At 60.5% G+C, this 13105-nt stretch carries 11 protein-coding genes; 7 read left to right on the top strand and 4 right to left on the bottom strand.

The genetic code is table 11. The features are described 5' to 3' along the window. Positions 1-3: 3 nt before the first annotated feature. Positions 4-1146, bottom strand: coding sequence for an amidohydrolase (locus L1069_RS00300; protein WP_237454416.1), 1143 nt, complete (start codon positions 1144-1146; stop codon positions 4-6). Then, positions 1143-2096: a lipoyl synthase gene (gene lipA / locus L1069_RS00295; RefSeq protein ID WP_237454415.1), complete on the bottom strand. Its 954-nt coding sequence runs from the start codon at positions 2094-2096 to the stop codon at positions 1143-1145. Before lipA ends, L1069_RS00300 begins: the two co-directional genes overlap by 4 nt. 209 nt (positions 2097-2305) lie before the next feature. On the opposite strand from lipA, the gene L1069_RS00290 reads away from it, so the two are divergent. Together L1069_RS00290 and L1069_RS00285 are read left to right on the top strand one after the other, a co-directional pair. Next, entirely contained in the window at positions 2306-3220 is a 915-nt protein-coding gene (locus L1069_RS00290) for a hypothetical protein (RefSeq protein ID WP_237454414.1), read from the top strand. Positions 3221-3405: 185 nt separating this feature from the next. Further along, positions 3406-3954 (top strand): peroxiredoxin, encoded by a 549-nt coding sequence (locus L1069_RS00285; protein ID WP_237454413.1) that lies wholly within the window; start codon positions 3406-3408, stop codon positions 3952-3954. Positions 3955-4026: 72 nt separating this feature from the next. Here L1069_RS00285 and L1069_RS00280 read toward each other — a convergent pair whose 3' ends face one another. Continuing rightward, complete coding sequence (locus L1069_RS00280) at positions 4027-4956, bottom strand: DUF6456 domain-containing protein (RefSeq protein ID WP_343328033.1); 930 nt, start codon at positions 4954-4956, stop codon at positions 4027-4029. A gap of 383 nt (positions 4957-5339) precedes the next feature. Here L1069_RS00280 and L1069_RS00275 point away from each other — a divergent pair, with 383 nt between their 5' ends. Beyond that, positions 5340-5699: a DUF6477 family protein gene (locus L1069_RS00275; protein ID WP_134829789.1), complete on the top strand. Its 360-nt coding sequence runs from the start codon at positions 5340-5342 to the stop codon at positions 5697-5699. Between the two features lie 15 nt (positions 5700-5714). Here the strand turns inward: L1069_RS00275 and L1069_RS00270 are convergent, their stop codons facing one another. After that, a complete protein-coding gene (locus L1069_RS00270) occupies positions 5715-7259 on the bottom strand; it encodes a trimethylamine methyltransferase family protein (protein WP_129370763.1) in 1545 nt (514 codons plus the stop codon). Positions 7260-7520: 261 nt separating this feature from the next. Between L1069_RS00270 and guaA the strand changes: the two genes are divergently transcribed. The 4 genes from guaA (at position 7521) to L1069_RS00250 (ending at position 12997) form a co-directional block, all read left to right on the top strand. Continuing rightward, complete coding sequence (guaA, locus tag L1069_RS00265; protein ID WP_211037601.1) at positions 7521-9089, top strand: glutamine-hydrolyzing GMP synthase; 1569 nt, start codon at positions 7521-7523, stop codon at positions 9087-9089. Between the two features lie 149 nt (positions 9090-9238). Next, positions 9239-10756 (top strand): hypothetical protein, encoded by a 1518-nt coding sequence (locus L1069_RS00260; RefSeq protein ID WP_237454411.1) that lies wholly within the window; start codon positions 9239-9241, stop codon positions 10754-10756. Between the two features lie 137 nt (positions 10757-10893). Continuing rightward, positions 10894-11778 carry a DMT family transporter gene (locus L1069_RS00255; RefSeq protein ID WP_237454410.1) on the top strand — a complete coding sequence of 295 codons (885 nt, stop codon included), beginning with the start codon at positions 10894-10896 and terminating at the stop codon, positions 11776-11778. A gap of 103 nt (positions 11779-11881) precedes the next feature. Further along, positions 11882-12997 (top strand): outer membrane protein transport protein, encoded by a 1116-nt coding sequence (locus tag L1069_RS00250; RefSeq protein ID WP_237454409.1) that lies wholly within the window; start codon positions 11882-11884, stop codon positions 12995-12997. Positions 12998-13105 lie beyond the last annotated feature (108 nt).

Genomic DNA, 13105 nt, shown 5'->3' with positions numbered 1-13105 from the left:
CAGTCAGCCCAGCAGGTTTCTGAGCGTGTGCAGAAAGATCCCGGCGCCGGCCGGGATTGCCGCATCCGGGAAATCGAAATCCGGGTTGTGCAGCTGCGGCTGATCTTCGCCGGAGCCTAGCCAGAACATCGCCGCCTTGGCGCCTTTGCCGAACTGGCCGAAATCCTCGGACCAGCGCTGCGGATAGTCCCGCATCTGCGCCGGGTGGCCGGCTGCGGCGCAGGCGGCCTGCAGCACCTCCACCGCCTCCGAATGGTTGGTGCAGGCGTCAAAGACATCGTCGAATTCAATTGAAAGCCCCAGCCCCTCGGCCGCGCAGACCTGTTCCGCCAGTGCTGCGGCATCTGCAATGAGCTGGTCCATCCGCGCATCCGTGACAGTGCGCAGGGTGGCCCAGACCTCGCCCTCGCCCGGAGCGATGCCAAAGGCGGCTTCGCCCAGCCGGGCATGGGTCAGCGTGACCAGCGCAAAATCCGCCCCCGGATCACCACCGCTGCCCAAGGCAACCAGGCCCGGCAGAAGCTGGGAAATGGCACCTGCAGGCGACACCCCGTCCTGCGGCGCGGCAGCGTGGGAGGTCTTGCCGGTCAATTTGATCCGCATTCCGCGCGACGCGCAATTAGCTGCGCCGGAACACAAGGCAACCTGTCCCACCGGAAGCCCCGGCAGATTGTGCAGGGAGAAGGCATAGTCCGGTGCGATTTGCTGGAATGCAGGATCAGTAATCACCGCCGCGGCACCCTTGCCGGTTTCCTCAGCGGGTTGGAACAGAAGCACGGCGCGGCCCTTGGCGGGGCGGTTTGCCGCCAAATCCTCTGCCAGTGCCGCCACCATCGTCATATGGCCATCATGGCCGCAGAGATGACCGCGGCCCGCGTGGGCGGATCGATAGGGGTGATCCGAGAGTTCCTCAATTGGCAGCCCGTCGAGTTCACAGCGGATGAGGACCGTGGGGCCGTCCGCCCTGCCCTCATAAACGGCAGCAACACCGTGGCCGCCGAGGGAGGTCAGCAGATGGTCTGGGGCGTGCCCGCGCAGATAGTCCGCCACCATGGCAGCGGTCTTTTCCTCCGCGCCGGAAACCTCCGGGATCTGGTGCAGGGCGCGGCGCAGCCGGGTCAGCTGCGCCAAACGCTCAGGCGTCATGCAAGCCCCAGTTTCTTATTGCGGGCATCGCGCAGGCGGGCAAAATCGTCGCCAGCATGGTAGGATGAGCGCGTCAGCGGCGTTGCCGAGACCATCAGGAAGCCCTTGCCATAGGCGGCCTTCTCGTAGGTCTTGAACTCCTCCGGCGTCACGAAGCGGTCCACCGCGTGGTGCTTGGGCGTCGGCTGCAGGTACTGACCGATGGTCAGGAAGTCGATGTCGGCAGCGCGCATGTCGTCCATCACCTGCTTCACTGCCTGCGCGTCTTCACCCAGGCCAACCATGATGCCGGATTTGGTGAACATCGACGGGTCCAGTTCCTTGACCCGCTGCAACAGCCGCAGCGAGTGGAAGTAGCGGGCACCGGCGCGGACCTCCGGGTACAGGCCCGGCACGGTTTCCAGATTGTGATTGAACACGTCAGGCCGCGCTTCCACGACTTTTTCCAGCACCGAGGGATCGCATTTCAAGAAATCCGGAGTAAGGATTTCGATGGTTGTTTTCGGCGAGCGGTGGCGCACCGCCCGGATGGTTTGGGCAAAATGCTCGGCGCCGCCGTCCTCGATATCGTCGCGATCGACCGATGTGATGACAACGTGGTTCAGCCCCAGCTTTTGCACCGCATCCGCCACCCGGCCCGGTTCAAACACATCCAGCGCCTCGGGCGGCTTGCCGGTGGCGATGTTGCAGAAAGAACAGGCGCGGGTGCAGACCTCGCCCATGATCATCATGGTGGCGTGGCCCTGGCTCCAGCATTCGCCGACATTGGGGCAGCCGGCTTCTTCACACACCGTCGTCAGCTTATTGTCGCGCATGATTTTATGCGTTTCCGCATAACCTTTGCCGCCCGGCGCCTTGACCCGGATCCAGCTTGGCTTTTTTGGCTGAGCATTATCGGGACGATGCGCCTTTTCGGGGTGGCGCTGCTCCGGGATCTTTAGGTCTCTCACGTGGGTTTCCCTTCCGGCCTTTGGCGTTCTGCGCAGGTTTAACATAGCTGAATTGGCTTGGCACGGGCATATCGTCAACCCTGCCCTGCAGCCTTATCATGGCTCAAACTTCGCAAATGCGCCGTTTTCCTTTGCCAAAGTGACGCCGGGGAACACATAATTCACGCGAAGCAAGAAGATTTCGCTGCAAATCATTCAGGGAGGGACGCATGGCCAAGGAGCTGGAAAAGTTCAAAGCAGAACACAAGAAACTGGCTGCAGACAGCAAGAAATTCACCACCGCTGAGGGCGAAAAGCTTAAGAAACGGGTCGGCATTTCCCTGGGCAACGCCTGGGAGGGCGAAGACTATTTCCGTGAAAGCCTGGCCAAAGCGCGCAAGGACGGGGTCGAGTCCAAGAAGATGGCGGACCTGCAAAAGAACAAGAGCTTCAAGGACGGGCTGACCACCTGGAACAAGGCGGTGGATATCCATCAGGAAGAACTTACTGCCATGCTGGGCTTTTGCGGCGACGCCAAGGCGCATCTGGCGAAGCTGGACAAGCTGCTGGCCGACATTGGCAAGGATCTGAAAAAGCGGTCCAAGACGTCGGCCTCGAAGAAGGACATCGAAGCCCTGCAGGACAAGCTGACCAAGGAAGCCGCCGAAGTTAAGAAAGCAATGCAATATGAGGGCAAGCTGAACGCGGCGCAGAAATTCTATGCTGCGAATTTCCAGAAGACCGTGGACAAGATTCTGAAGGAAAGCGATGAATCGAAGGATAAGAAGCTGGATGCAACCGAGCTGCCGCAGCTGCTGGTGGACCGGAACCTGAAGAAATACGCCAACCGGGTCGGGGTGCTGGTAAAGGCGATCAACGCTCATTGCGTATCGGCCATCGACAAGGCCGGGCAAGACCTGAAAGCCGCAGCGCCGGATCTGAAGGCAGCGGCGGCGAAATACAAAGACCTGAAGAAGATCAACGACCAGTACCAGACGGTAAAAAAGAAGTTCCCCGGCATAATCAACGATTCCAAGGACAAGAAGAAGCTGCTGGCCACATTGAAGAAATTCAATGACCTCACTGCCGCGGCCGAACGCAAACTGCGCGGCACCACAGTGACGATCAAGAAGGCGGCGGCCTGACCGGCAGCACATCTCCAGAAGGAGGAATAACCACGCCCGGCACGCCGCCTTTTGGCGTCCGGGCGGCGCATCTGCGGCGTCTTGTCCGGAACCTTCACATCTTGCTCACGGACTTGTTGATACCGGCTTAGAATCGTTTTAAGCCTGCCCGCCGAACGAACACCCACCTTCAGGAGCATTCCGAAATGAAAGCTGGCGTTAAGCTGCCCGACGTGACCTTCCACACCCGCGTCCGTGACGAAGCGGTCGAAGGCCCGAACCCCTTCCGCTGGGAAGACAAAACCACTGCGGATTATTTTGCAGGCAAGCGCGTTGTGCTGTTCTCGCTGCCCGGCGCCTTCACCCCCACCTGCTCGACCTACCAGCTGCCGGGCTTTGAAAACGGCTTTGCCGACTTTCAGGCCGAAGGCATCGACGCGATCTATTGCATGTCGGTCAACGACAGCTTTGTGATGAACAAATGGGCCGAAGCGCAGAACCTGAAAAACGTGGACGTGATCCCGGACGGCTCCGGCGAATTCACCCGCAAGATGGGCATGCTGGTCGCCAAGGACAACCTGGGCTTCGGCAACCGCTCCTGGCGCTATGCCGCCATCATCAACAACGGTGTTGTTGAAGCATGGTTCGAAGAGCCGGGCCTGTCCGACAACCACGGCGATGACCCCTATGGTGTCTCTTCTCCCGAGACCGTGCTGAAGCACCTGAAAGAAGCCAAGGCAGAAGTCGCCGCCTAAGGCGTTGCCAATTCAGGCACTAATACGGGTCCGCCAAATGCGGGCCCGTTTTCGTTTGCCGGGCCTGCGCGGTCAGCCGATCAGCTCAGCCTCCTTCGCGCTGGTCTCGCCGTAGTAATCTGCCAAATGCTGCAGCGCGATACGCAGCACCACCTTGCCCGAGCGCGCAGGCCAGCCCAGATTGCGTTCAGCGGTTTCCAGCCCTTCCAGATGGCAGCAGCAGCGCAGAGCGATATCGCTCAGCCCCATCCCCAGCGTCTGCAGCGCCTCTGTCATGCGCTTGCGCGCCGCAGCCCCGGCTTCCTGGCTGCTGCTGCGCAGCTCTTGGCTGCCTTTAGCAAAATACAGCTTCTCCTGCATCAGATGGCTGCTGATCTGAGCCAGCTCGAAATCCTCCCGCAGGCGCTTTCCGGCGCTGATCATGCCTGGGGTCAAAAAGGAATTGCCATCCTTGTCCGACAGCCGGGCCAGCATCTCCAGCGGCGTCTCGGATCCGCCGTAGCGCGGCTTGCGGCCATAACTGGATTTGTCGCTGTCTTCGGGTGCCAGAAACGGCGTCTGGGCTTCGGCAAAGCCGCCCTCCAGACGGGCCCGCGCCCGGTTCTCCTGATCGGCAATAATCCGGTTTAAGGCGCTGCGCCCTGATGGGGTGATGGCATACCGGCTGATCCGGCCCCGGCGGGCACAGGAAATCCAGCCGGTCAGCGCCAATGCACCGGCCAGCGGGCGCGAGACGGCCACTTTCTGCCCGTCTGCCTCGGTGCCTTCGCGCACCACCACGGCCATTTCCATGCCCTCAGCCGCAGCCAGAACCGCACCGCCGCGGCTGAGCAGAGTCAGAACACTGGCGGCCTCCTGCTCGAACCCGGCGGTCAATCCCCGTCCCGCCGGTTTGCCCGGGCCGGAGCCGGATTTTCCGGGTTTCCCCGGTGCTGCCTGGTAACGCCCGGCAAGGTAGGTCAGAACTTCGTCGATCAGCGGATCATCCCGCAAGGTCTCCACCCGCCTGACCTGCCGCAGGATGGTGGAGGGATGACACCCGGCCTTGCGGGCCAATTGCCGGATCGGGCGGCCTGCCTCTGTGTGCTGAAGGTATCGGCATGTCTCAAGCGGCACCCAGCCAGGCAGGGACGCGTGCGGTATGTTTTGCATATATCAAGCCCCGGTCGTCAGCCAGGCCAGCCTGTCAGCCGCAATCAATAGCGCCTGAGGCTTTTCCACGTACGCCTGACTGTAGTTGAACAAATGCGCGGATCAGGCCCCATTGTTTCCAGAGAAAACATAATCATCACAAAACGTACCGTTCGCCGGTAGCCCCCTCGCCGCAACACCACAATAGGTTGTGATATAGCAGATCCGGTACAGAGAATTGAAAGGAGAGGACCATGCAGGACGTATACACCCGGCTTACATTGCTCCGGCGCCCGCGGATTCTGGCAAGGGCTGCCCGGCTGGGGGCGCAGAACTATAGCCGGCAGCGGGATCTGCGCCGGATTTTGGGGTACGGGACCCTGCCCAAGCCCGCTGCTGCCGTAATGCAGCTCCTGGAGCTGGAAAGCGCGCAGGACACCGCACGCAAGGCAGGTGAAGCGGGATATTCGCTGATCCGGCATGTGGATGTTCTGATCGCGCTGGCGGGCGAAGCCGCCTTTTTGCGCAATACTGCGACCCGGCCAAAAACAGAAACGGCGGCCTTTCAGGACCGCCGTTCTGCTGCGGCAGAGGCGACTGCCCCCTGCCCCTAAGCTGTAGCTGCGCGATTACATGAACGCGTCGGGCATCGAAGCTTTCTTTTCAGTCACATACTCGTCCAGAGCCATTTTGATGGCCGGGTCCAGCGCCGGCTGCTCGTAAGTGGCCAGCAGTTTCTCGACGCGGTTGGTCGCCAGCGAATAGGTGTCGCGCGCGCCTTCCTCTTCCCACTGCTCAAAGGGTTTGTAGTCGAGCAGTTCGGACTTCCAGAAGGCCGATTTGAAGTTCTCCTGGGTGTGGGCGCAACCCAGATAGTGGCCGCCGGGTCCGACTTCGCGGATGGCGTCCATCGCCTGGGCGTTTTCGTCCACCGACACGCCTTTGGCCAGGCCGTGCAGCACACCCAGCTGGTCGGCGTCCATCACGAACTTCTCAAAGTCGGCAACCAGGCCGCCTTCGAGCCAGCCGCAGGAGTGCAGCTGGAAGTTCACGCCCGACAGAAGACCCATGTTGAGCGAGTTCGCGGTCTCATAGGCCGCCTGCGCGTCGGGCAGTTTGGAGCCGCAGAAAGAGCCGGCCGAACGGTACGGCAGGTTCATGCGGCGGGCCAGCTGGCCGGCGCCATAGGTGATGTGCGACGCTTCCGGGGTGCCAAAGGTCGGCGCGCCCGAGTTCATGTCGATCGAGGTCACCATGGCGCCAAAGATCACCGGTGCGCCTGCGCGGCACAGCTGGCTGTAGGCGACACCGGCCAGAACCTCGGCCAGCACCTGCGTAAGGGTGCCCGCAACCGACACCGGCGCCATGGCGCCGCCAACGATGAAGGGCGAGATGATGCAGGCCTGATTGTTCTTTGCGTAGACTTCCAGCGAGCCCATCATCACATCGTCGAAAGTCATCGGCGAGTTGATGTTGGTGAGCGAGGTCATCACGGTGTTGTTCTGAACGAACTCCTTGCCGAACAGGATGCCGGCCATGTCGACCGAGTCCTGCGCGCGGCTGGGTTCGGTAACCGAACCCATGAACGGTTTATCGCTGAGGGTCATATGCGCCATCAGCATGTCCAGGTGGCGCTTGTTCACCGGGATATCGGTAGGCTCGCAGACGGTGCCGCCCGAGTGATGCAGCCATTTGGACATATAGGCGAGCTTCACGAATTTGTTGAAGTCATCCATGGTCGCGTAGCGGCGTCCGCCTTGAGCGTCGCGCACAAACGGCGGGCCGTAGACCGGCGCCAGCACCATGTTGCGGCCGCCGATAACCACGGATTTCTCCGGGTTGCGGGCGTGCTGGGTGAACTCGGACGGAGCTGTTTCGCACAGCTTGCGGGCCAGTCCTCGGGGGATGCGCACGCGCTCGCCGTTGACGTCTGCACCGGCTTCGCGCCAGCGCTCCAGCGCCGCCGGGTTGTCAACGAAGTTGACGCCGACCTCTTCCAGGATGGTATCCGCGTTGTATTCGATGATCTCCAGCGCTTCCTCGTTCAGAACCTCAAAGTTCGGAATGTTGCGCTCGATGTACTTCGCGGTCTCGATCTTGACGCTGGTGCGTTCGGCGCGGCGGGCGGCGCCGCCGCCACCCCGTGCGCGACGGCGCGGTGCTGCTTCTGTCATGGTTTATCCTCACCACAGGCATTTCATTGCGATGGGTATTATAGCCACCTCACACCACGCCGCCGCAGGATTACGGCCATTCAAGTTGAAAAGCGACATTGGCGGGGCATTTTGCACCATTTGCACCATTTGCACCGTGACTGTGAACTTTCGCCTACCCTGGCCAGCTTCAGGACCGGTCTGCCGTGAAAATCGCGGCTGCGGGCCGGCGCAGGCGCAAACCCTCTTGCGGAAAAGGCATTCCTGCCCTATGGCGCGTGCATGACAGAGACATCCCATGACCGCCTTCTCATCATCGACTTTGGCAGCCAAGTCACGCAGCTGATTGCACGCCGCCTGCGCGAGCTGAACGTCTATTGCGAAATCCACCCCTATCAGAATGTCACCATGGAGTTTGTGCGCGAGCTGGCGCCCAAAGCTGTGATCTTCTCGGGCGGGCCGGACAGCGTGACCCGCGAAGGGTCGCCGCGTGCGCCGCAGGAGATTTTCGACTATGGCGTGCCGATCCTGGGCATCTGCTATGGCCAGCAGGTGATGATGCACCAGCTGGGCGGCACGGTTGAGAGCGGCCACGGCACCGCCGAATTCGGCCGCGCCTTTGTCACCCCCACGGTGGAGACACCGCCTCTGCTGGAAGGCTGGTTCACAGACGACAGCGACCGCGAGCAGGTCTGGATGTCGCACGGCGACCACGTGAGCAAGATCGCCCCGGGGTTTGAGGTCTACGGCACCTCCCCCAACGCGCCCTTTGCCATCGCCGCCGATGTCAGCCGCAATTTCTATGCGGTGCAGTTCCACCCGGAAGTGCATCACACCCCGAACGGTGCCAAGCTGTATGAGAACTTTGTCAAACTGGCGGGTTTTTCCGGCGACTGGACCATGGGCGCCTACCGCGAGCAGATGATCGAAAAGATCCGCGAGCAGGTTGGCGACAAGCAGGTGATCTGCGGTCTGTCCGGCGGCGTCGACAGCTCGGTGGCGGCGATTCTGATCCACGAGGCGATCGGCGATCAGCTGACTTGTGTGTTTGTCGACCACGGCCTGCTGCGCAAGAACGAGGCGGAAGAAGTTGTCGCGATGTTCCGCGACAATTACAACATCCAGCTGATCCACGCGGATGAGCAGGAGCTGTTCCTGGGCGAGCTGGACGGCCAAAGCGACCCGGAAACCAAACGCAAGATCATTGGCAAGCTGTTCATTGACGTGTTCCAGAAACACGCCAACACGATTGAGGGCGCCGAGTTCCTGGCACAAGGCACCCTGTACCCGGATGTGATTGAATCGGTGTCCTTCTCGGGCGGCCCGTCGGTCACCATCAAGTCGCACCACAACGTGGGCGGCCTGCCGGAGAAGATGGGGCTGAAACTGGTCGAACCCCTGCGCGAGCTGTTCAAGGACGAGGTCCGCGCATTGGGCCGCGAGCTGGGCCTGCCCGCAAGCTTCATCGGCCGCCACCCCTTCCCTGGACCGGGTCTGGCAATCCGCTGCCCGGGCGAGATCACCCGCGAAAAGCTGGAGATCCTGCGCGAGGCCGATGCGGTCTATATCGACCAGATCCGCAAGCACGGTCTTTATGACGATATCTGGCAGGCCTTCGTGGCCATCCTGCCGGTCCGCACCGTTGGCGTGATGGGCGACGGCCGCACCTATGATTTTGCCTGCGCCCTGCGCGCGGTGACCTCGGTCGATGGCATGACAGCCGATTATTATCCGTTCAGCCATGAATTCCTGGGGGAAACCGCCACTAGGATCATCAATGAGGTCAAGGGCATCAACCGCTGTACCTATGACATTACCTCGAAGCCTCCCGGCACCATCGAGTGGGAATAATCTGAAAGACCTTCAGCCCCGGCCCCTGCGGCCGGGGTTTTTATTTTGCCGCGGCCGACGCCTTTGCCGCAAAATTGCCTGATCTGGTTAACCAATCTGTCAGGCATTTTTGAAATATTTCCCCAAACACAGCCGGTTTGGAGAATCCAATGATCATTTGCCACCCGTTGAAGCTGATCTTTATTAAGACCAAGAAGACCGGCGGCACGTCGTTTGAGATCGCCCTGTCCAGTTTCTGTGACGACAACAGTGTCATCACACCGGTTTCTTCTGAAGACGAAGATACCCGTGCCGGCCTGGGCTATTGCGGCGCACAGAATTTTGAGAGCCAAACATGGCCGGACGGGTCACAGAGTCTGGAAACCTTCTATAATCACATGTCCGCGCCTCAGGTCAAAGCACGGATCCCGCAAGAGATTTGGAACAGCTACACCAAAGTCACGATCTGGCGCGACCCTTTTGACGCCGCGATTTCCAGGTATTTCTGGGAAGGCGGTGAAGGGACCGGAGCTGACTTTGGAAAGTTCGTAAGTCTTTGCCGAAGCACTTTGGCTGATAATCCGCGCATTGCACCGCTGGACGGCCCCGGCGGGCTGGACGTTTATCTGCGCTATGAGCACTTGGAAGAAGACATCGCAGCGCTTGGCATAGACGGGCTGTGGGAGCGGTTTTCCAACCTGCGCGCCAAGGGCGCAATTCGCCCGAAGTCCGGTACCGAACCGGCAGCCATGTTCCGCAAATTCCCAATGGCCGCGGATGTTATTGAGGAACAATGTGCCGCTGAGATCCGCAAGTTCGGCTATCAGCGCCCAGCTGATGCTCCAGCTGCTGCGGCCTCGCTGCCGGAGACCGGACAGAACAGCAAGCGCGACTTCATCTTCACCCTGTCCGCCGGACGAACCGGCACGGCCTGGCTGGCTCAGTTCCTGAAGGACAACCTGCAGATCAATTCAGTTCATGAGCCTTTGGGGGTAGAGGATTTCGGAAAAGCGATGCCCGAAATCCGCCATATGCGCAGCTTCAACACCCTAGGCATGGACGGGATGATGTGGGATTTCTGGCAAAAAAAACTTGCCTCCCTGCAAGCGCCTTATGCGGAATCCAATCATACCCTGGGCAAATGCGGGCTGATCGAGGCACTGGCAGACAGTAGCATCTGCAACCGGACCACGGTTATCATCCTGCGCCGCGACCTGGCCAAGCAATGCGCCAGCTATGTCGGCCGCAATGATTTCCAGAACATAACCATCTCCTGGCAGTGGTATCTGGACATGAGCTACGCCAATACCATTGTGACGCCGTCCGCTTTCCGGCAGCTGGGGCAGATCGGCTGGGCGCTCTGGTACGCGCTGGAGATGGAGGCGCGCTACGCCTATTACCTGCTGAAGTTCGGGCAGCAGATCAACTTTGTTGAAACCACATTGGAAGAGGCCACCAAACCGGAAGGTGCCGCCCGCTTGCTAGCGGCATTGAACCACTCCGGCCAGCCGGTACTGCCGGAGAAAAAGAATGCCACCAGGGCGCAATCAGAAGTGACTGAGGCTTTAACTGATGAAATCCGCACGCTTTTGAAACGGGTGAACTTTGACCCGGTGGCATTGGCGGCATCCTATATCAATTCAGGCCGGTCCCTCGAGGCGCCCGCCTTGCGCCGCAAGGCGGCCTGAAGCCGAACGTCAGGCCGCTTTCGGCAAATCCGGACGTTTCCCCAGCCTGCGCCGAATGGACTGCGTCCTGTACTTGATGCACTTGACCTCAGCAGGTTTTCCCCGTCTCTTCACGCGGGTTAAGCAACGGGGCAAACATGGCAGAAGGCGAAGCACGCGCGGGACTGGCCGCCCTTTGGATGATCGGCGCCATTGTCTCGTTCTCCGCCATGGCAATTGCCGGACGCGAGGCCGGATTGACGCTGGATACCTTCGAGATCATGGCCTATCGCAGCCTGGTCGGGGTCATCATTGTCGTAAGCCTGCTGACGGCAACAGGCAGCTGGCATCAGGTCAGCAGCGCCCGGCTGGGTGTCCATGCTATGCGTAACCTTTTCCATTTCACCGGTCAGAACCTTTGGTTTCTGGCAGTGACGCTGGTGCCGCTGGCACAGGTCTTTGCCCTGGAGTTCACCTCGCCCCTGTGGGTGATTATTTTGTCGCCATTGTTGCTGGGCGAAGCCCTCAGCCGGCGCCGGATGCTTGCCGCAGGCATTGGGTTTGCCGGCATTCTGATTGTCGCCCGCCCCAGTCCGGAAACGCTGAACCTTGGCATCCTTGCTGCCGCCAGCTGCGCCATCTTCTTTGCGCTTACTGCGATCCTGACCAAGCGGCTGACCCGGCACGAAACAACTGCCTCAATTCTGTTCTGGCTCACCGCCATGCAGCTGGTGATGGGTCTGCTGGCAGCAGGCTGGGACGGCGACATGGCCTTGCCGGACGCCACCACCCTGCCCTGGCTGGTGCTGATCGGCATTGCTGGTCTGACCGCGCATTTCTGCCTGACAACCGCGCTGTCGCTGGCGCCTGCCAGCGTAGTGGTGCCGGTGGATTTCGCCCGCCTGCCCGCTATCGCCATTCTGGGTATGGTGATCTATGGTGAAGCCTTGGATGTCTGGGTACTGAGCGGCGCCGCAATCATCTGCATTGCAAATTACCTTAATATAGTTGCGAAGCGGCCCCCTGAAACCCTTGAGAATTGATCGAATCCGGCAAGTTGCCGTGCGGTTAATGTTGATTTGCGGAATTCGGCCCGATTACGTTCGCGTAAAGCGGCCCTTACAGGCCGCAATTCAGGGAGGAAAAATGAAACGCTATCTTGCAACATCGGCGGCATTGGCGCTGGCATCGGGTTCTGCCATGGCAAGCGGTCTTGACCGCACCGGCCAGCCGATCGGCATCATCTTTGAAGAAGGCACCTACGCAGAATTCTCATTCGCGACGACATCCGTGGATCTGTCGGGCAATGACCGCACGGCGCTGAACCCGCTTGGCTCCGCTTCCGGAGATGTCGGCGACCGCTTCAACATGTTCGGCGCAGGCTACAAGCGGGACATCAACGATCAACTGTCCTTTGCCGTGATCTTCGACCAGCCTTGGGGTGTGGATGTGCTCTACCCGGCGAGTGGTTCTGCACTTCTCGGCGGCACCAAGGCGCAGGCGGATGCAAATGCCGTGACTGCCCTTTTGCGCTACAAGTTCAACGAGCGTTTCAGCGCCCATGGCGGTATCCGGTACCAGGAGATCGACGGCGAAATCAATCTGAACGGTCTTGCCTACAGCGTCATTCCCGGCGGCACCTACAATGTGAAGGTAGACAAAGACGGCGCATTTGGCTGGGTAGCCGGCGTGGCCTATGAGATCCCAGAGATCGCCCTGCGCGCGGCGCTGACATACAGCTCTGAAATCGAACATGATTTCGACCTGACCGAAACTTTTGCCGGTTTCCCGGCTGCGAACACAACAACCTCAACCAAGACCAAGACGCCGCAATCGGTCAACCTGGACTTCCAGACCGGTATCGCCGCAGACACGCTGCTGTTCGGCGGTATCCGCTGGGCAGAGCACAGCGTGACCGATCTGGTTCCCGGGCAATTGGGCCGTGACCTGATCGATCTGGACGACTCCTTTACCTACACATTGGGGATTGGCCGCAAGTTCAACGAAAACTGGTCGGGGTCTTTGGCGCTGATCTATGCGGATGTGGACGGGGATGACCTGGTGTCGCCGCTGGCACCGACCCATGGTTATGAAGCGATCCGGCTTGGCGTGCAGTACAAGCAGGACAAGATGACGATCTCGGCCGGCATCCGCTACACCCAGCTGGGCGGCTCGGTCGCCTCCCCCGGCGGCAACCCGGTTACCAACTTTCAGGATAACGACGCGGTCAGCTTTGGCATGAAAATCGGCTACAACTTCTAAAGCGCCGCAAGACGGACGACCTGACCCCGCCCGCATACTCCGGGCGGGGTTTTCTTTTGCCGCAAGATCCGGGTCGCTCGCATCCCCCGCGCGCGCTAACTGATCCGC

This window comes from Leisingera sp. MMG026, assembly GCF_021654205.1.
GTDB lineage: Bacteria > Pseudomonadota > Alphaproteobacteria > Rhodobacterales > Rhodobacteraceae > Leisingera.
This window is presented reverse-complemented; position numbering and strand designations above follow the sequence as displayed.